Origin of the sequence: Streptococcus oralis (assembly GCF_001588645.1) — a bacterium.
Lineage (GTDB): Bacteria > Bacillota > Bacilli > Lactobacillales > Streptococcaceae > Streptococcus > Streptococcus oralis_AB.
On the sequence record NZ_LAYF01000001.1, the window covers coordinates 154,296 to 175,468 of the forward strand.

17 protein-coding genes are annotated in these 21,173 nt (G+C 43.0%); all 17 read right to left on the reverse strand.

All coding sequences use genetic code 11. The features are described 5' to 3' along the window. Positions 1-69 precede the first annotated feature (69 nt). Entirely contained in the window at positions 70-3,462 is a 3,393-nt protein-coding gene (locus A0739_RS00655; RefSeq protein WP_061586720.1) for an SIALI-17 repeat-containing surface protein, read from the reverse strand. 338 nt (positions 3,463-3,800) lie between these two features. Then, positions 3,801-4,781, reverse strand: coding sequence for an acetylxylan esterase (locus A0739_RS00665; protein WP_061586722.1), 981 nt, complete (start codon positions 4,779-4,781; stop codon positions 3,801-3,803). Positions 4,782-5,098: 317 nt separating this feature from the next. Continuing rightward, the gene (gene recG, locus A0739_RS00670) at positions 5,099-7,114 is read right to left on the reverse strand and encodes an ATP-dependent DNA helicase RecG (protein ID WP_061586723.1); all 2,016 of its coding nucleotides are present in this window, start codon (positions 7,112-7,114) and stop codon (positions 5,099-5,101) included. Between the two features lie 17 nt (positions 7,115-7,131). Beyond that, on the reverse strand, positions 7,132-8,235 hold the full coding sequence (gene alr / locus A0739_RS00675) for an alanine racemase (protein WP_061586724.1): 1,104 nt from the start codon (positions 8,233-8,235) through the stop codon (positions 7,132-7,134). Next, a complete protein-coding gene (acpS, locus tag A0739_RS00680; protein ID WP_061586725.1) occupies positions 8,225-8,587 on the reverse strand; it encodes a holo-ACP synthase in 363 nt (120 codons plus the stop codon). The genes alr and acpS overlap by 11 nt, the downstream gene beginning before the upstream one ends. Positions 8,588-8,631: 44 nt before the next feature. Continuing rightward, positions 8,632-9,663: a 3-deoxy-7-phosphoheptulonate synthase gene (locus A0739_RS00685; protein ID WP_061586726.1), complete on the reverse strand. Its 1,032-nt coding sequence runs from the start codon at positions 9,661-9,663 to the stop codon at positions 8,632-8,634. 1 nt (position 9,664) lies between these two features. Then, entirely contained in the window at positions 9,665-10,696 is a 1,032-nt protein-coding gene (locus tag A0739_RS00690) for a 3-deoxy-7-phosphoheptulonate synthase (protein WP_000231307.1), read from the reverse strand. A 79-nt stretch (positions 10,697-10,775) separates the two neighbouring features. Further along, entirely contained in the window at positions 10,776-13,289 is a 2,514-nt protein-coding gene (gene secA / locus A0739_RS00695; RefSeq protein WP_061586727.1) for a preprotein translocase subunit SecA, read from the reverse strand. A 130-nt stretch (positions 13,290-13,419) separates the two neighbouring features. Then, entirely contained in the window at positions 13,420-14,175 is a 756-nt protein-coding gene (locus A0739_RS00700) for a DNA alkylation repair protein (RefSeq protein WP_061586728.1), read from the reverse strand. A gap of 143 nt (positions 14,176-14,318) precedes the next feature. Continuing rightward, a complete protein-coding gene (locus A0739_RS00705) occupies positions 14,319-14,609 on the reverse strand; it encodes a hypothetical protein (protein ID WP_061586729.1) in 291 nt (96 codons plus the stop codon). A 132-nt stretch (positions 14,610-14,741) separates the two neighbouring features. Beyond that, positions 14,742-15,338, reverse strand: a complete 597-nt coding sequence (locus A0739_RS00710) for a LemA family protein (protein WP_061586730.1) — start codon at positions 15,336-15,338, stop codon at positions 14,742-14,744. A gap of 160 nt (positions 15,339-15,498) precedes the next feature. After that, the gene (locus tag A0739_RS00715) at positions 15,499-16,347 is read right to left on the reverse strand and encodes a TPM domain-containing protein (protein WP_061586731.1); all 849 of its coding nucleotides are present in this window, start codon (positions 16,345-16,347) and stop codon (positions 15,499-15,501) included. A 227-nt stretch (positions 16,348-16,574) separates the two neighbouring features. Next, complete coding sequence (der, locus tag A0739_RS00720; protein ID WP_061586732.1) at positions 16,575-17,885, reverse strand: ribosome biogenesis GTPase Der; 1,311 nt, start codon at positions 17,883-17,885, stop codon at positions 16,575-16,577. A 13-nt stretch (positions 17,886-17,898) separates the two neighbouring features. Further along, entirely contained in the window at positions 17,899-18,612 is a 714-nt protein-coding gene (locus A0739_RS00725) for an NADPH-dependent oxidoreductase (RefSeq protein WP_000140859.1), read from the reverse strand. Then, the gene (dnaI, locus tag A0739_RS00730; RefSeq protein ID WP_000446491.1) at positions 18,609-19,505 is read right to left on the reverse strand and encodes a primosomal protein DnaI; all 897 of its coding nucleotides are present in this window, start codon (positions 19,503-19,505) and stop codon (positions 18,609-18,611) included. Before dnaI ends, A0739_RS00725 begins: the two co-directional genes overlap by 4 nt. Beyond that, the gene (locus A0739_RS00735) at positions 19,506-20,669 is read right to left on the reverse strand and encodes a DnaD domain protein (RefSeq protein WP_061586733.1); all 1,164 of its coding nucleotides are present in this window, start codon (positions 20,667-20,669) and stop codon (positions 19,506-19,508) included. Further along, entirely contained in the window at positions 20,670-21,143 is a 474-nt protein-coding gene (gene nrdR / locus A0739_RS00740; RefSeq protein WP_061586734.1) for a transcriptional regulator NrdR, read from the reverse strand. Between the last annotated feature and the right edge of the window lie 30 nt (positions 21,144-21,173).

Consider the following 21,173-nt stretch of genomic DNA (forward strand, 5'->3'; position numbering starts at 1 on the left):
CATAAAAAAAGATAGCAGGCTGAAAAACCTGCTATCTCTTCTGAGAGTTACTCAAATAGCTTTTACTTATTATTCTTTTCTCTTCTTGCCAAATGCAAACAAGGATAAAAGAACACCTGCAATACCAAGAGAAATCAGTGAGTTTGTTTCCTTACTTCCCGTATTCGGAAGTTCATCTTGTTTAGCTGCTGGCGCTTGATAGGTCACATCTTGGCCTAGAGACAGTTTGTTGTCTGCAGCTGCTAATACTAGATTGGGGTCTCCCTTGTACTCTGGCACTTCAAGGACTGCTGCCTCAGCACCATTGACACCACCCTTATACTCTGGCAGGTCATTTGAAGCTGCCAAGACAAAGTTAGCACCTCCTCTATATTCCGGAAGCTCGTTAGATGCAGCTAGAACCGCATTAACGCCACCTTTAAACTCTGGAAGTTCATGGACTGCCGCTTCAACAGCGTTGACACCACCTGTGAATTCAGGTTTTTCAACCGTTGGAGCTACTTCTTCACCCACTGTTGCCATTGGACCTGTGTACTCTGGCATTTCTGCCACTGGGGCTTCCTCAGCATTGACACCTCCTGTGAATTCAGGCTGGTCTACTGTTGGAGCTGGTTCTTCACCTACTGTTGCCATTGGACCTGTATACTCCGGAACTTCATGAACTGCTGCTTCCTCTGCATTGACACCACCTGTGTACTCCGGCACCTCATGGATAGCAGCTTCACTGCCATTAATACCATCGCTTAGTTTAGATCCAGCTAAAGAAACTGGTAAATTGTGCATGCTTTCAATTGCACCCTCTGCAAGACCTGTAATTCTTTGACCCATATCCTCTGGATCTATTGTGAATAGGAGAGTTTTTGTATCGTACTGGGTCATAAAGGTTGCTGTCTTACCATTTGCCAATTGAAGGGTCGGAGCCTTGTTGACCAATACTTCCGAATCGAACTCCATGGCAATAATACCTGGCCATTTTTGGATAGCATATTTTACTTTTGCTTCTTTAGGAGAAATTCTGTCTTTGCTTAAGAAATCCCAGTTGAATTTCTTATAGGATAAAGTATAATCGTTTTGATTGCCATCCGCATGCTCATAAAGCAAACCATATTCGCCATTTCCGAGTTCTTGGAGTGAGTTGTAAGCAAACTTACCACTTTGTATAGGGTTGTGTTTCAGCCATGTCAACTCACCATTCTCCTCAACACGAGCTAGGTGAACCAAACCATTGTTTCGTCCAGGACCACCAGCATTGCTGAGTAGAATGTATTCCTTGCCTTCATGCATGGTGTGAATAGCGGACATTTGAACATAAACGTCTTTTACTTGAGGATATCGTTTGATTTCCTTATCCCACGTTGCTCCTCCATCATGACTGGTCGCAACCTGAAGATCACCAGTCAACCCACGCATAAAGAGCTTGAGATCCCCATTATTCAACTGAACAACAGTCGACTCCGTATTTTGGGCACCTGGATTATTCATGGTTGAAGAGTGAATGGTTTGGTTGCCTACTGGGCGGTTATCATTAACTGCTTCCCCTGCTTGCCATGTTTCTCCATGATCATCTGAATAAATTACACGAGATGATTGAGAACCACTTAGGTAGGAAACGTTGTTTGTTGTATAAACTGGAATCACAAGTCTTCCCTTATGAGGTCCTGTACGTAAGGCAATCCCCGTACCAGGTCCAGTTCCTAGGAAGTGCATCCAATCTTTCCGAATCCCATGTGTAATATCTTTTGGTGCAGACCAAGTCTTCCCATCGTCATCACTGTAGGACATCCATAGGTAGTTGGTATTGGAAACTCTAAAAATATTCTTTTCGCTATATTCAAAATAAATATTTCCGATTAACTCATTCCCTTTATACAAATCTCCCTTATCGCTGTAGGCTGGTTTTTTAGGGTCAACGACAACACGATAATCTGTCTTTCTATTTTGAGGGTCGAAAACCTCTCCGTTTTCTCGAATTGTATAGCGACCTGATTCTCCTTGCTTATATAAAACTTGATAAACTTTATCTCCCACTTGTTCATAAGCTTTCGGAGCTTGCCCCGGCAATGAAAATACTGCCTTACTTTCAAGGAACATGTCATAAATTGCAAAAATTCTCTTTGTTTCAGGGTCTTGCACCAAGGCCATATCAATATTGACTGGAGATGGCCAATCTGCATGTTTAGCGTGCTCATTGTCACGAGGATTTGAGATTACGATTCGGTCTCCCCATGTTTTTCCATTATCTGAGCTGCGACGAACAACCATCCCAATATCTCCCCAGTCAGAATGGTGCAAACGTCTTTCATCCGTTCCTGCAATCAGCGTTCCTTTATCTGTCTTGAGAAGAGCTGGGATACGATAACTCTTGATACCATCTTTATTTGGTTGATTGTTCCTACCACCTTCAAAGACGTCTTCTTTCTCAGTGACTTTTGCTCCCTCAGGAAGTTTCTGTTCCAATTCACCTCTTTCAAATAATTGACTCCGTGTTTGAACTTCATCTGGGCTTAAAGCACGATCATAAACAGTTAGGTTTCGAACTTGTAGATTTGATGCCCAAACTGTTTTATTGCCCCGTTTGGTTGCTCCAAGTTGAGCTTGATTAACATCTGGCATATCTTTAATGAAGTTACCAGATTTGAGACTTGTACGGGATAAGACACCATTCACATAGAGACGAACTCGACCATGAGGTAACTCCGTTGTCGGTTGTTCGACAGTAAAGGTCACGGAATTCCATTGTCCAGGGCGAACTTTCAAAGGAGCATCTGTATACTTATCATAGAACTGCTCTCCATTAGCGCCACGCCCTTCAATAAGAGCTGTATTATCAAGGACCGACATAGTAAAGTACTCATTTTCCTTGGTGTCACTGGATACAGAAAAGAGATTGTAAAAGCGTGGAGCTGATGTATCTGGTTTGAACTCCATGTGAACTGTAGCATTTTTTAGTTGCTTTAGTTTATTTAGTTCACTTGATAAATCAACTCTCTGACCATTTGCTGCATTGGTTTCAACATCTTCTTTTTCAAGGACAGGATTAGCATTTTTTAAATCTCTTGAGTAATAGTCACGAGGAATAGCACCCTGATCCTCTGATTCCTCTTCCTTATTTGCTTCTTCTGCAGGGGTTTCCGTAGAGGATGGAGTTTCTGATTCTGCACTCTCATTTTTTTTCAAATGATCTTGGTCCACCTCAACGCCGTTGTCTTGAGCTGCTGCCAATTTACCAGCCAAATCCTTATCCAAATGAGCAAGATCTCCCGAGGACACTTCTTTTGGCAATTCTGATAAACCTTGACCAGGTTCGACAGTTTCTGTATTGGCTCCTGCTGCATTGGCTTGCTCTTGAGCTAAGACTGGATTTGCTCCAAATACCACTGTACCAATCACTACCGATGCTGCACCGACTGCAAATTTTCGAATTCCGTATCGCTGTTTCCGATTTAAATATTTGTAATTCATGTTTGTCCTTTCATTTTCCATATAATAAAGCGCTTTCTTTTTTCTTTAAAAATTTTTATTGTCTCTTCAAGAGACAAGTTTTTACAAGAAAGTAACCAACTCAATGAGAGCTCCCAATCCTCTCCCATTTTCTGCTGAGCTCGAGTTTTTAACCACCCGGCAGCCTTTTTCCTCCTTTCACAAGTGACTTTTCCTTTATTATACAATAAAGTCTTATATTTATATCTGTGTTCCCACAGAATAGATTTTACTTTTAAGAATATTTTAATATTTTAAATTTTCTAAAAGTACTTTCAGGTTTTGGACATAAAAAGAGAGCTCCTGGGCTCTCTCATTCATTATCTTACGTACTTAAAAGGAATATCGCTACCACAGAGCCAGTTATAAACTTGGTCATTGACAAAAACATTCATGGCTTCGTGAGCATACTCTGGCATGATGCGATAGGCCTTGTCGCAAGTTAGACGGTTGTAAATCGCAAACTGGGTAATAGGATAGCAGACATCGTCATCCAAGCCCGTAATAATCTTGACCTCACCTTGAATGCGATGGGCAAGATTTTTCACATCGATATAGGCAAGGGTCGCCATGATTTCCTCCTCTGTTTCATGGAAGGGATCGTGAAACTTGAAATAACGGAAGAGTTCGTCATAGGCTTCACTGGTATTGCCAATCTCAAGCACTCGTCTAAAGTCTGACAAGAAGGGATAGATGGCAACTGTTCGCTGAATCCGATGATTGAGCGCTGCTGCAACCAAGGCTAAAGCTCCTCCTTGTGAGGCACCATAGCTAGAAAGTCTTTCCTCATCCACCTGAGGGAGACTAGCAACAATTTCAACCAACTGGTAAATATCCAGATAAACATCCTTATAAAAGAGCTGTTCTCGACCTTCCACAGCACCACGGATGATGTGCCCCTTCACCGTATTTCCTAGTGGAGAGCGCATTCCGTCTTGCGAATAGCCCGACTGGCCCCGCACATCCATGGAAACAACACCGTAACCAGCCACAGTATAGGCCAGCATATCAGCCCAGTCCCAGCCACGTCCCATATAACCATGGAAATGGAAGATTAACGGAACCTTCTCCTCAGTCTTTGGAAGGACGATTCGTGCATAGACCTTGCCTTCATTAGTTCCTTCAAAGGTCAGTTCATAACACTTGACTTGAGGAATGTTAAAATCCCTTTCCTCCAACTGGTAGGCTGGAGGAGATGAAACTTTTTCGACCTTTTCATCCCAGAAAGCATCAAAATCTTCTGGAACCTCATCCCGTCCTAGATAGGTCTTGATTTCTTCTAACAAAGCTGGATTTTTCATAGCATGCTCCTTTTGATTTGTAATCGCTATCATAACTGTAGCATATCTAGAAAAGCAATGCAAGAAAGAATGGTAAACAGAAAGTGATTTTAGATTCTCCTCCCTCAAACTGATCGTCTGAAAGTAGTTTTGAAAATAAAAAGAGCGTTTCCGCTCTCTGTGTATCAATAGGTGCTAGCTCCTTTCTCTAGTTTGACGGTTTGGAATTTCTTTTGGTAGGTTACTTTAATAGTCATGTGATAATCCTCGTTTCTTTTTGATGACTCTAGTATAAGACCCAAACCTAAAAGCTAGCTTATAAATTTCTTAGAAAAGGCTTAATCCAGATGTTCTCTCTTTTCTAGGTGGAGAGCAATCATGTGCCACTCCGGATCCTCTTTCCAACCTTCTATCGAACTAATGTAGCTGGCAACCTTCCTGGCTTCTTCTAAAATCGGAAAGTCTTCGATAATATCAGCCACTTGAAACTCTGGAAGTCCTGACTGTCTGGTTCCAAAAATCTCACCCGATCCGCGCATTTTCAAATCTTCCTCCGCAAGGACAAATCCATTGGTGGTTTCTGTCATGATGCGCATGCGGTCCTTCCCAGAGTCCGTCTTGGGATTAGCCACAAGAACAGCATAAGACTGCTTGTCCCCCCGACCGACACGACCTCTGAGCTGGTGAAGTTGGCTGAGACCGAACCGATCGGCATCCATAATGATCATGACGGTCGCATTAGGGACATTGACCCCAACCTCGATAACCGTTGTCGAAACCAGAATATCTGTTTTTCTCTCTTTGAAATCCTGCATGATTTGGTCTTTTTCATCACTCTTCATCTTACCATGTAAAAGAGCCACTTCGGCCTTGCCTGCAAAATGAGCCGTCAACTCCTCTGATAAGGCAATGGCATTTTTAAGGTCCAGAGCTTCAGATTCTTCAATTAAGGGGGAGATGACATAGGCTTGCGAACCTTTTTGAATTTCTCCCTCTAACCAAGTCAGCACCTGAGGTAGTTGCTCATGTTTGATCCAACGTGTCACAATGGGTTTCCGACCTGCTGGCATCTGGTCAATAATGGAAACATCCATATCTCCAAAGGCTGTGATGGCTAAGGTTCGTGGAATGGGAGTCGCAGTCATCATGAGGACATCTGGATTGTCGCCTTTTTCACGTAAAATCCGCCTTTGCCCCACACCAAAACGGTGCTGCTCATCGATGATAATTAAGCCTAGCCGAGCATACTGCACCCCATCCTGAATCAGAGCGTGGGTTCCGATAATCAAATCAGCCCCACCCTTTGCTATGGTCTCCAAGACTTCTCTTTTTTCTGCAGCTTTCAGGGATCCTGTCAAGAGAGCGAGTTTCAAGTCTGGAAAGAGCCTCTGTAGACTTTCAAAGTGTTGCTCAGCAAGGATTTCTGTTGGCACCATGAGAGCCGTCTGGTAGCCAGCCGTCACCGCCGCAAACATAGCCAAACCAGCGACTACTGTTTTCCCGCTCCCCACATCTCCTTGCAGGAGACGATTCATGTGGTGGTCGGACTTCATGTCGGTCAAAATCTCCTGCAGACTCTTTTCTTGAGCTTGAGTCAGGGCAAAAGGAAGATTTTCTTTAACGGCAGTCACTTTTTCCTGAGACCAATCCAGAACCAGACCACTTCCTTGAACTCTATTTTCAGACTTGAGCGTCTGCAATTGCATTTGGAAATAAAAGAGTTCCTCAAACTTGATACGGCGAAGGGCCTGCTTGTATTCTGCCAAATCCTTTGGAAAATGCATAGCACGAACTGCCTGACAACGGGACATGAGTTTGTATTTGTCCAGCAAAGACTGGGGAAGGTTTTCCTCTATCAAGAGGTCCAGTCCCTGATCAAAAGCCGTCTTGATGACCTTGACCAGACTGGCCTGACTGATTCCTTGAGCCAGACGATAGACAGGCTGGAGGTCATCTTCCACCTGAGCTAGAACCTTCATCCCAGTCAGACTGGCCTTGGCACGGTCCCATTTTCCAAAAACGGCAAGAGTTGCTCCCAATTCTATCTTATCTGCTAGATAAGGCTGGTTAAAGAAATTAACCGCAAAAACGACTTCTCCCTGCTTGAGGCTAAAGCGCAGGCGATTGCGCTTAAAACCATAATACTGGACACTGGCAGGAGTCACGACTTGACCAGAAAGAACAGCCTTTTCTCCATCTTCCAGTTCCAGCACTTGCTTGGTTTTGAAATCTTCATAACGGAAAGGAAAGTAGAGCAAGAGGTCTTGCAAGTTTTCAATTCCTAGTTTAGCGTATTTCTCTGCTGACTTTGGTCCCACACCAGGCAAGACATGTAAGGGTTGATGTAGATTCATGCTCCACTCCTTTCTTTTTAATAATATTCTCTAGGAATGCGATCGCTGAGGAGACAAACGACCTCATAGTTAATAGTTCCACGGTAGGCCGCTACCTGAGTAGCTGTGATTTCCTGGTCACCATCGGAGCCAATCAAGGTTACCTTGGTCCCTAGCGGGTAAACCTTAGGCAATCGAATAGTGATTTGGTCCATCGAAACCCTGCCGACGATTGGGCAAGCTTGTCCGTCTACCAAGACGGAAAAATTTTGCATATCTCGTGTCCAACCATCCGCATAGCCGATTGGCACAGTCGCGATGATTTGCTCGCTATCCGCCTGATAAGTTGCTCCATAGCCCATGCAAGCTCCAGCTGGCACTGTCTTGACATGAACAAGGGCAGATTGCAAGGTCAAGGCTGGTGTCAGATCATAAGGCAGGTCCAAAACCTCTCCGCTGGGATTCAGGCCATACATGGCGTCTCCCATACGGACTGCATTGAAAATAGTCTCTGCATGCCAAAGAGTCGTGGCAGAATTGCTGGCATGAACCATCTCTGGCACTTCCTTCATACTTGCCAAAATAGTTTTAAATCGTTCTAACTGGTTATTAAAATAGGTATCTGATTCTTCATCTGCAGTAGCAAAGTGAGTAAAAATCCCCTCAACACGAGCACCGTGTTGTTGGAGCAAGGCTTGAGCCTGCTCAGCCTCACTGGCCTCTCGAAAACCAATCCGACCCATCCCTGAGTCAATCTTGAGGTGAACTGTTAAGCCAGATAAATCTGTCTCCCTAGCTAAGAGCGCTTGAATCCACTCCAGTCCAGCCACAGTCAAGGTGATGTCGTATTCTTTAGCTAGAGCAACAGCTTCGATTTCAGAAACTCCTAAAATGAGGATTTTCTTGCTAAGTCCAGCATGACGAAGTTCGATAGCTTCATCAATATTGGAAACACAAAATCCATCAACATCATCCTGAATAGCCTTGGAAACGGCAACAGCCCCATGACCATAGGCATTGGCTTTGACCACTGCCCACTTGAGCGTTCTTTCAGGGATATGAGCCCCCATTTGCTGAATATTTTGTCGAATAGCTCCCAGATGAATCAGAGCCTTGGTTGGTCTATGTGGGCTAGCTTTCATGATTTTCCTCCAAAATGACACTGGCTGTCACAAACTGATCTGTATGGCTGATAGACAGCCAAATCTTCCCTGAAAATGGTGCCTGACTAAAATAGGGAGCCCCTTTTTCGTTGTTCAAGACTTCCAAATCCTGAAAGGTCAGTTTGCCAATTCCTGTCCCCACAGCCTTGGAAAAGGCTTCCTTAGCTGACCAGCGGCCTGCCAAGTATTCGATCTGTCTGCGCCCTTTAAGACTGGTAAAATGCTCCATTTCTTTAGGGGTCAGCACGCGCTTAGCAAAGCCCTCATGTCGTGTAACTGCTTTTTCTATCGAAGCCAATTCTTCGATGTCAATTCCATGTCCAACTATCATACTCATAAAAGGAGCTGAGATTCCCCCAACTCCATCCTTTTCACTTATTTTGTTAAGGTAGTATAAATTTCTTCTACCAAGGCTACTGTATTTTCCCAACCTAGACAAGGGTCAGTTATGGAACAACCAAAGACCTCCGGTTGATTTTGGCGACCGTCTGCTAGGTAAGACTCGATCATAAAGCCTCGAACCGTCTTTTTAATCTTTTCATTCCAGTCACGATTCAGCAAGGCTTGGCGAACAATGCGAATTTGTTCCATATACTGCTTGCCAGAATTGTCATGATTGGTATCGATGATAATGAAGGGATTTTCAAGTCCCATGGTCTCATAACGATTGATGGCATTTAAGAGGGTTTCATAGTAGAAATTGGGTTCATTTTTGCCATATTCGTTCATGGCGCCACGAAGGATAACGTGGGCCAAAGGATTTCCTGAAGTTTCCACTTCTTGACCGTGGTAAAGGAAGGTTTGCTTGTTTTGAGCTGCATAGATAGCATTAAACATGACCCCAAGGTTCCCAGATGTTGGATTTTTCATCCCAACTGGAGCATCAATCCCAGACGCTACAAAGCGATGTTCTTGGTCTTCCACTGAACGAGCTCCTACAGCATGGTAGCTGACTAGATCATCAATCAAAACGAGATTTGACGGATAAAGCATCTCATCAGCTGTCGTCAAGCCCGTCTCCGTAATCACACGGTAGTGCAGCTGACGAACAGCTTGTATACCATTAATCAAGCTTGGAGCTTTAGAAGTATCCGGCTGATGAACCAAACCCTTATAGCCATCTCCATTGGTACGAGGTTTAGCCGTATAGACACGCATCACAATAAAGATTTTATCTGCAACTTTTTTCTGTAAGTCTGCTAAACGACGAGCATATTCGAGCACAGCTTCTTCATTGTCTGAAGAACACGGTCCCATCACCAAAAGGATTCGGTCGTCCTCACCCGAGATGATGGCTGCCAGCTCTCTATCGCGGGCTTCTTTCTTTCGCAAGGCTTCAAGTGACAACTGGGTCGCAGCCTTGATTGCTTCAATATCAATTTCTTGACCTTTTTCGATAAATGCCATCTTACTCTCCTAGCGTTTGGTAAATTTCGCGAACAAGTGCTTCTGTGTTGTCCCAGCCTAGACACGGATCTGTAATGGACTTACCAAAAACTTCTGGCTCATTTTGACGTCCATCTTCCAGATAGGACTCAATCATAAAACCACGAACATATTTCTTGATCTTCTCATTCCAGTCACGGTTAATCAAGGTCTGACGAACGATACGGATTTGATCCATATATTGCTTGCCTGAATTGTCATGATTGGTATCGATGATAATAAAGGGATTTTCCAAGCCCATCTTTTCATACTGATCAATGGTATCCATCAAATTGTCATAGTAGTAGTTAGGAATATTTTTCCCATATTCATTCAAGGCTCCGCGAAGAATGGCGTGGGACAATGGATTCCCCGTTGTTTCCACCTCTTTACCGAGGAAAAGGAAACTCTGTTTATTTTGCGCTGCATAAATCCCGTTAAACATGACATTGAGATTTCCAGATGTTGGATTTTTAAATCCTGTTGAAAAGTCTGCTCCACTCGCTACAAAACGGTGCTGTTGATCCTCTACAGAACGAGCTCCAACAGCCATATAAGAAATCAAATCATCCACCAGCGGAAGATTTTCAGGATAAAGCATCTCATCCGCTGTTGTCATACCCGTTTCGGTAATCACACGGTAGTGTAGCTGACGAACAGCCTTGATCCCATTGATCAAGCTAGGAGCTTCTGTCGCATTTGGTTGATGAATCAAGCCCTTATAGCCATCTCCATTGGTACGAGGTTTAGCTGTATAGACACGCATGACCATAAAAATACGGTCTTTGACCTCTTCTTGCAAAGCAGATAGACGCTTGGCATACTCGAGAACCGCCTCTTCATTATCAGATGAACATGGTCCAATCACCAAGAGAATACGCTGGTCTTCCCCACGAATGATGGCTTCCAATTCCTGATCACGTTGATTTTTTCTCGCAAGAGCCGCTCCCTCTAATTTAGACAAGGCGCGAACTTCTTCAATGTTAATTTTAGGACTTTTAGCTTTAAATACCATGATTCATCTCCTTATAAAGCAAACGGACACCAAGCAAAAAATGATTTTTACCAGGTATCCGCCTGTATCTTATCTCATATTATTGTCTCTTACCATGACAGTTCTTAAATTTCTTACCTGATCCACATGGGCATTGGTCGTTTCGTCCGATTTGGCTCAAGTCCAAATCTTCTGGAAGGCTTGCCTGCTGCGCTGCGATATTACGAGTCGCAGTTGTACTGATATTGTGTTCAGTTTGCGGACGTTCTTGTTCATGGATTTGTGCTTTCATCATCAAGCGGGTCACATCGAATTCAATCGATCCAATCATGTCGTTAAACATGCGGAAACCTTCTGCTTGATATTCTACAACAGGGTTGTTTTGGGCATATCCACGAAGACCAACAGCATTTCGCAACTGATCAAGAGCATCGATATGGTCTGTCCACTTGTTGTCTACAACACGTAGAATCAAGACTTTTTGGAATTCTTTCACTGCATCTTCGTCACGAAGCTTAGCAACTTGGCTGTCATAGACTTTCAAGGCACGTTGGAAAAGTTCATCTTTGATAGCTTGGTCTGACAAACCTGCAAGGTCTGAACGGCTAATTGAATCTTCTGGAAGCAAGTTATACTTAGCAAAGTTCAAGATTGCTTCCAATTTTTCGTCTTCTTTCGAACGAGCATGTGCATCCACGATACGGCCAATGGTACGACGGATCATAGCATGGATTTCAGGTGCCAAGTCACGATCTGCAGTAATGACATCATAACGTTGTGCATAGATGATCTCACGTTGTTCACGCATGACGTCATCGTATTGAAGGACTTGTTTACGAGTGTCGTAGTTGTTTCCTTCGACACGTTTTTGAGCTGCTTCAACCTGACGCGTCAACATGCGAGATTCGATAGCTTCGTCAGACATGTTGAGGCGTTCAAAGACACCTTTCAAACGTTCTGAACCGAAACGTTTCATCAAATCATCTTCAAGAGACAAGTAAAATTGTGACTCACCTGGGTCTCCTTGACGTCCTGAACGTCCACGAAGCTGGTTATCAATACGGCGACTTTCGTGGCGCTCTGTACCAATGACACAGAGTCCACCAAGTTCGCGAACCCCTTCACCAAGCTTAATGTCGGTACCACGACCGGCCATGTTGGTTGCAATAGTAACCGCACCACGTTGACCAGCGTTCATGATAATTTGAGCTTCTCTATAGTGGTTTTTCGCATTCAAGACTTCGTGAGGAACACCTGCTGCGACCAATTTCTTAGAAATATAATCACTGGTTTCAACGGCAACAGTACCAACCAAGACAGGTTGACCTTTTTGGTAACGCGCCTTCACATCCTCAATAACAGCCTTGAATTTGGCATCGATACTTGCATAGAGAAGGTCTGAGTGGTCAATACGTTGGATTGGACGGTTAGTAGGGATTGGGATAACACGAATGTTATAGATTTCACGGAACTCTTCTTCTTCTGTTTTACCAGTACCTGTCATACCTGCCAATTTCTTATACATACGGAAGAGGTTTTGGTAGGTAATAGAAGCTGAAGTCTTGGTCTCGTCTTGGATTGGCACACCTTCTTTTGCTTCAATCGCTTGGTGCAAGCCATCAGAGTAACGGCGACCTTCCATGGTACGACCTGTAAATTGGTCGACGATTAGGATTTCCTGCTCTTCGCTAACCACATAGTCGATATCAAGGATCATGATATAGTTGGCACGAAGGGCATTGTCAACAAAGTGAGTAAGAGCTACGTTTTCAATGTCGTAGAGATTTTCAAGTTTGAAGTAGCTTTCTGCCTTGTCAATACCAGAGTCTGACAAACCGATTGTCTTAGACTGCACGTCAATGATATAGTCGTCCTTGTCCAAAGACTTCACAAAGTGGTCTGCCATATGGTAGAGTTGGCTTGTTTCAACTGCGTTGGCACCTGAAACGATCAAAGGAGTACGGGCTTCATCGATCAAGATCGAGTCCACCTCATCGACCAAGGCATAGTTGAGCGGACGTTGTACCATATTTTCTGCACGAACGACCATATTGTCACGAAGGTAGTCAAAACCAATCTCTGAGTTAGTTGAGTAGGTAATATCGCAAAGATAAGCTTCTTTTTTCTCCATTGGAGATTTAGCTGCCAAGTTGATCCCTACTGACAGACCGAGCCATGAGTAGAGCTCACCCATCTCAGTGGCGTCACGTTCTGTTAGGTATTCATTGACTGTAACTACGTGAACCCCTTTACCTGCAAGGGCATTGAGGTATACTGGCATGGTCGCTGTCAAGGTTTTCCCTTCACCCGTACGCATCTCTGGAACGTCACCATGGTGAAGAACAATCCCACCCATGACCTGAACCTTATAAGGGAAAAGCCCGAGGACACGTTTTGCTGCTTCACGTACTACCGCAAAGGCTTCATATAGCAATGAATCAAGTGATTCACCCTTGTTGTAACGTTCTTTAAATTCGTCAGTTTTTGCTTTTAGCTCTTCGTCTGACATCGCAGCCATTTGGCTCTCATAATTAAGAACCTTATCTGCCATCTTTTCTAGACGGCGAAGTTCTCCTTTATCATTTTCAATAATCGTTTTTAAAATATTAGCCATGATTTTCCTTACTTTTAATTCTGAATATTTTAGAATGTTCTTTTCATTTTAGCATATTTACTATTATTTTTCAAGAAAGAATCCTTAATTTACAACGGAAAAGACCAGTTAAAATTCAGCTTTTTTTGCATCAATCTTCTGTTGCTATTTTTTTGTTTTTTGTTCGTGAGGCATGCTTGATGATCCAAGCACAACTTGGACTTAGCTCCTCCTTTTGCCAAGTTTGAAGAATCCTTTCAAACTTATCAGGGTCTTCCTTGTATAAATCATTTAAATTATTGGCTACACTTTTTTGAATAGACTTGTCTCTATCATCCTTTAGATTGGTCAGAATAGTGGTGAAATCCTCAAAATAATCCAACACCACGGTTTGTCTCTTAGCCCAAGGTAGACGGATACGCATGCACTCGCTAGCAAGTCTACGAACGCGTAAATTTTCATCCTGACTCCATTCTATCAGCAAGGCCATTGTAGCCTTAGGATAGCTAGCCAGTAAGGGTCTCATGGAAAATTCTCCCGTAAACCGCTTGGTTAGTTCCTTACTAAAAGCCGCGCTCAATTCAAATTCCTTGTCTCCGTATAGCTCTACATATTTGCCGATGGGCCAAAGCCAATAACCTTCCGAAAACATGCCTAAACCACCCTCTAGCTCAGGACCTAAAATTTCCTCAAAAACCTTGAGAGAGTCCTGATAAGATAGGGGGAGACATTCTTTGATACTTTTAGCCAAGAGTTCTTGACGCTGGCTAAACTCCAAATTTTCCAAGTCTTTTTCTAGCAAGAGCCTAAATTTTTGTTCATCAAAGGCAGGGGACGCTTCTTGCAACCGTCGACTCAAATCCCTAGCATAAGCCAAGTCATAATAATCCTTTACTTTTTTCGCCATTTTTAAATTCCTTAATCTTCTGTTTACGGAACTTATTATATCATACAGATCGCCCGTCAACAAAATCATTTTCAATTCTCAAACTATTTTGTCAAGAAAGTAAAAAGGACTAGAAGCTCGTCTAGTCCATCAATTTTTAATGTTTAATTTCCCAAAAATGCTGGCAATAAGCCAAAGTACAAAAAGAGATTAATCCAGAAGGCCAAGCAAAAGATGATGCCAAAGATAAGAAGACTGATTTTTTTAATCAGCACCGAGTATAGGATGGATAAAACTCCAAAAACCACAAAGAGTTTTTTCATAACGAAATAATATACTGAAACTCCTCCTATTTGCCAATCCCAAGGAAGGAAAAACATGAGGAACCAGAGAAGGAAAATACTAAGGATATATCTCTTGTAGTGCGCTTCAAGAAAGGCTTTTGTTTTCTCCATAGCAAACCTCCATTTCAGTCACTGCCTCTTCCCTTTTATTATACCAAAAAAACCTGGAAAAAGCTTTCCAGGTTCGGGTTTGAAATCACTAGTCATACTAGAGAAATTCCTTTATTCATAGTCTAATTCACTTTATTGACTTGATGAAGATGTTCCAAAATCGACCTTAGGAACTGTCTTGGCTTCTTCTGTTTCTTTGAAGGTTTCAGCTTCTTTAAAGCTCATCATATTCGCAAAAAGTACGGTTGGGAAACTTCTCAACTTTTGATTGTACTCGGCTGCGACCTTGTTATAATCCTTGCGTGCTACAAAGATACGATTTTCACTTCCTGAAAGTTCCACCATTAGTTGCTCAACATTTTGATTGCTCTTGAGTTCTGGATAATTCTCCGTCAAGGAAATCAAGCGGGAAAGAGCAGAGCTCAATTCTCCCTGAGCTTTTTGGTTTTCTTCCGAAGTTACTGAGCTACTACCGATTTTAGCTCTAGCATCCGCAATCTTGGTAAAGACTTCGGTTTCATGATTCATTTGTCCTTTAACGGACTCCACCAAGTTACCAATCAAGTCCGAACGACGTTGGAGGGCCGTCGAAACATCTGCCTGAGCCTGCTCCACTTTAGTCTGTTCACCAACCAGACCATTATAGGTCGTCACTGCGGAACAACTTCCCAGAACTAGTAGTCCAAAGAAGATCGCCACTATTGAGAGAATTACTTTATTTTGTTTCATATCAAAACCTTAACACTTTCTTTTATAAACTTTTCTGAGAAAATACTCAGATTTTAAATCAATTTCCCAAACTTTGTTTTTATTTTTAATAAAGGAGTGAACTCTTGCAAAGGAGTCACCTTACTGCATGGAGAAATTAGTTTGTGCAATATATAATTACTCACCAGTCATCAGACGAACCGCCGCCATCAAAGCCACCGCCGTCCCAGCCACCAGATGAGTCGGAGCCTGAGTCTGACCAAGAGGATCCTGAATCTGATGAGTCACCGCCCCACCAGCCTCCGCCAGAATCATCTCCACTAGAACCACCACGACCTCCAAATATAAATCCAATAATCATGACGATGAAGTAAATCAGAACTACAAATCCGAGGGCTCCGTCATCGAAGCTACTTTTTCGATGCCGTTTCGAAGATTGACTCCCAGCGGTATACTTTTCAATTTCTCTTAGACGACTAGAATTAGTAGCATAGTCGTAACTACTTCTAGAACTTGAAGCAGTCGTACTCGATCCACTATAAAACATGTAGTTGAGATTGTTTGCTATAGAAAGAACTCCATTGCTGTAGTCTCCCTTTTGAAAGTAAGGCCGTGCTGTTTTCAAAAATCTATTGGTCTGATAGTCTGTGATCTTACTTGCCACATTATTGCTTGTTTCAATCCGTGATTTTCTATCCTCAACAGCGACCACAATCAAGGCGCCGTTGTTGTCTCCCGAGTAGCCAATCTTCCAAGCTCTAGCTGTTTCGTTAGCTACAGTTTCGATTGTTTCTCCATCCAGGCTTTTCACAACGTAAACGCCCACTTGGAATTTTTCTGCTTTTTGACTATTTACCTTATTCAAGCCTTGGATCAGTCTGATTGTATCATCAGTCAGATAGTGATTGGGATCATAGATTCCGTACTCTGGTTTTTCAGGTGCTGTGAATGCTGACAAGAAGAGAAAGACCATCAGCAATCCAAGCAAGCGAACCAACAAACTATGTTTAAATAATCTGCTTTTTTTCATAATAACCTCCCTGATAAAGGAAAATTGATTTAAGGAATTATAGCATTTTGATTTTTACAAAGAAAGTGCATTTTCATTACAAATAGATTACAAAAGCTAGGAAAATGATTGAATTTTGATGACAGATTTTTCCTTCGATTTGACAGGATTTTTTCACCTATTTTATAGAAAAAAAGAAGACATACCAGTCTTCTTTTCAGTTATTCTTATTGAAAAATAAGCAAGGCTTACTTGCGTTTTCTTGCGATCAAATGAATCGGGGTTCCTTCAAAGACAAAGGCCTTGCGAATTTGATTTTCCAAGAAACGCAGGTAAGAGAAGTGCATGAGTTCTTCTTCGTTAACAAAGATGACAAAGGTTGGTGGCTTGGTTGCCACTTGGGTTGCGTAGAAAATCTTGAGGCGTTTCCCTTTGTCTGTCGGTGTTGGATTGATGGCAATGGCATCCATGATGACATCGTTTAAGACAGCTGATGGGATACGTGTGTTTTGACTTTCGCTGATTTGCTTGATCATCTCAGGCAGTTTGTGGAGACGTTGCTTGGTCAGAGCAGACACGAAGACAATCGGTGCGTAAGGCAGGTATTGGAACTGCTCACGAATATCTTCTTCCCAGTTCTTCATGGTATGATTGTCTTTCTCAAGAGTATCCCACTTATTGACCACGATGATCATTCCTTTACCAGCTTCGTGGGCGAAACCTGCGATACGTTTGTCGTACTCACGGATTCCTTCTTCGGCATTGAGAACCATCAAGACCACGTCAGAACGGTCAATGGCACGCATGGCACGCATGACAGAGTATTTCTCCGTATTTTCATAGACTTTACCAGACTTACGCATACCAGCTGTATCAATCATGGTAAACTCTTGACCATCTGTATCTGTAAAATGGGTATCAATGGCATCACGCGTTGTTCCAGCTACTGGACTAGCAATCACACGGTCTTCTCCCAAAATAGCGTTGATCAAACTTGATTTTCCAACGTTAGGACGACCAATCAAGCTAAATTTAATCACGTCTGGATTTTCTTCTTCGACTTCATGTGGTAGATTTTCCACGATGGCATCCAGCACATCACCCGTACCGATACCGTGGACAGATGAAATTGGCAATGGTTCACCCAAACCTAGCGCATAGAAATCAAAGATATCATTTCGCATCTCAGGATTGTCAACCTTGTTAACGGCAAGGATAACAGGTTTATGGGTTTTATAGAGTTTGCGAGCTACGTACTCGTCCGCATCTGTAATCCCTTCTTTCCCAGACACCACAAAGACGATGACATCTGCTTCTTCCATGGCAATTTCTGCCTGGTGTTTGATTTGCTCCATGAAGGGAGCATCGACGTCGTCAATCCCTCCTGTATCAATCATACTAAAAGAACGGTTGAGCCACTCACCCGTTGCATAGATACGGTCACGTGTCACACCCTCGACATCTTCTACGATTGAGATCCGCTCACCAGCGATCCGATTAAATAGGGTTGATTTCCCAACATTGGGACGTCCCACAATGGCAATAGTTGGTAAGGCCATGTTTTCTCACTTTCTACAATAACTTTTTCTGTTCTAGATTCTTCCGAGTTGAACGAGGTTCGGCTTGACCAAACTGCTCTGCCAAACGCTGACTCCAAGAGGTTGTCGCACGCGCACCAGCATAGTCTGCCTGTACTTTGTCATAGTCCAAAATCGCTGCAACTGGCTGTTCTTGGTATTCTTCTTCAAATACCACTTGGTTCAAAGGCAGTCTTGGTTTGACATCATGTTGTTGATTTGGCACGCCAAGGGCAATCCCAAAAACGGGATAGGTATAGTCAGGCAAGTTAAAAAGCTCTGCCACTTCTTCTGACTTGTAACGGACCAAACCGATAATCACACCACCATATCCCAGACTCTCAGCCGCAAGCAAGGTATTTTGCCCTGCAAGCGCAGCGTCCACAGACGTGATAAGGAGACCTTCTACCCCTTGAGGTTGGAAAGTGTCCGTATGAAGGCTTGCTCCCTTTTCAGCTCGGTTCAAGTCACCGACAAAAAGCAAAAAGGCTGCTGACTGGCGAATAGCTTCCTGAGGAACCAATTCATATAAAGCATCTTTCTTCTCTTGACTGCGTACAAGAATCACAGAGTAAGATTGGAAATTTTTCCAAGATGACGCCATTTGAGTAGCAGTCAAGATTTCATTTAAGTGTTCTTGAGAAATCTCTTGCTCCTTAAAGCGACGAACTGAAGTATGAGCTTTCATCAGTTTAATGGTTTCTGTCATCGGCGATTTTCTCCTTCTAGTCTTGTTTCCTCTGCTAAATAACGAATCCGTTCCATGACCCGTCTAGCTTCCCAAGTCTCATCATTTCCATTCTTTCCTTTAGCAAAATGTTTTTCCAAATCTTGGAAATTAAAGTTGGAAGTAAAGAAGGTTGGCAAATCTTCCTGCATGCGATACTGGAGAATAACTTGGAGAATCTCATCACGCACCCAAGGGGTAGATTGCTCTGCACCAATATCATCCAAGATCAAGACTTCTGCTAACTTGATGTCATCCACCAGGGTCTTCACAGATCCTTCACCGATGGCATTTTTCACATCAATGACAAAACTTGGATAGTGGAGAATGGTTGTTGAAGCACCACGTTTTTCAGATAAGTCGTGAGCCAGGGCTGCCATCATGAAGCTCTTTCCGACACCAAAGTCTCCGTAAAGATAGAGGCCTTTTCGGATACTTGGGTAAAGGTCAACAAAGGCATAGAGTCTCTCAAAAATAGGCAAACGTCCTAAGTCATCTAGGTCAATCTGAGCCAATTTCGCTTTCTTGAGACTTGCTGGTAGATTGATCAACTTGAGACGATTCTTGATGGCCGCCTCTTTTTCAGCCGCGATTAGCTCTGGTGTTTCTTCATAAGATACATCTGCATAGCCGTGATTCATGACCAAGATAGGCTTGTAGCCACGAGCTATATAGTCAGCATCCCCACGAAGAAACTTATCCCGTTCTGTGATATATTGGTTGAACTTGGAGATGCTACGATTTAACTCCTCTTGGCTGAGGGATTCTTTCTGGATAAAAGCCGCTACATCGGGGTCCTTCATAATCTGCTGGACCAAGTCCTGATACTGAAAACGACTTGTCTGACGTTTGATTACATCACCAACACTTTCCATCTAGTCTCCTCCTTCTTCTAATCGGGCTAACATTTCTTGTTTTTTGCGTTCTAGTTCCAGACGAGTTTCCTCACTGGTTTGATTCTTGTATTCTGGATTACTCCACTGAGGAACATTTGTCTTAGTTGAGCTGGCCTTGTTTTTCTGTTCCTCTTGCCCTTTTTGCTGACGCTCTCGAATCCGAAGCACAGCTTCTTCTGCTGTTCGAATTTTTTGGTAAGCATAATCATTTGCGACCTTCATGGCATATTTTTCATTGACATTAGCCGAATCAACCTTGTTAAAGGTTAGAAGCAAGATGATATTGATGACTTCGTCCAACAAGCCTAAAGACGCCATCTGGTGAAGGAGTTCTCGCTCACTCTGGGTGATGTTCCCCTTACGCGTTTGCTTGATTTCCGCTAAAAATTGTAGGGGAGTTTTATTTTTGGCTTCCCTGATAATGGTCATTTCTTTGGGGCTAAAGTCAGAAGTAGCTGGTTTTTGTGCTATCTTTTCACGCATGCGTTTGACTGAAATAACCTGAGCCACTGTAGTCGCCTTGGCTAATTGATAGGTTTCAAACCAGGTCCATTTTTTTTCATCTGCGATGGCAAACAATTCCAAAACATCCGCCTGCTCGTCTTCAAAACGCAAGCCATCTCGAGCCATCAGGCACTGGAAATGTTCCAAGTCAAAATCATTTTTTAACTTGCTTTTAGACTCGCTTGGTGTCACTTCTTCAGTCAGGGTTGGAAAGACTTGGCTCAAAGAAACAGAGAGTGCTTCTCCCTCACTTGGTGCCTGTTTCATAACAGAAACAGCTACATCACCAATCTTTTTCTCTAATAATCTACTATAGACAGAATGACTTAAAAAATCCTGACTAGTTAGGGGAGAATGAAGCTGTAATTCATAGTTCTCCCCCTTCTGATAAAGGGTCAACAAATCCAAAGCAGATAAAATTTTAAAGGATTGGAGCAAGGTCGGCATGCCAAAGTTTAAGTGGTTGAGAATATGGGAAAAGAGATGCTCCTTTTGCCCTCCATCCCAAAAGGTAATGGCGTATAGATAGAGGCTCAGTGCCTCCTGACCGATAATCGGGAGGTAGCACTGTACCAGAGAAGAGGTATCTTGCGACACCCGATTATTCTTTATAAAAGAAAAACGGTCATTTGGTTTCATCTATTTTTCCTTTTTCTTCTTAGAAGACTGGGTGATCTGCTGGAGCAGACTCTCCAACTCACTCACATCCTTAAAGCTACGGTAAACACTGGCAAAACGAACATAGGTAATCTCATCCAGATCTGCCAATTCTTCCATGACTAAAGAACCAATGTATTCACTTTGGATCTCATTCTCACTGCGACTACGGAGTTTTTGCTCAATACGGTTGACCACCATGTTGATTTCATCACTTGACACAGGACGCTTCTGGGCTGAGCGGATAATCCCATTAAAGATTTTATCTCTCGAAAACTGCTCTCGCGTACCGTCTTTTTTGACGACAACCAGCGTTCTTTCTTCTACTCGTTCATAGGTTGTAAAACGATGCTGACACTCGTCGCACTCACGTCTTCGACGGATGGTATTTCCTTCTTCGGCTTGTCGACTATCAACAACACTAGACTTGGTAGCCCCACATTTTGGACAACGCATGCATTTCCCTCCTTGTCGTTTTCTTTTCAT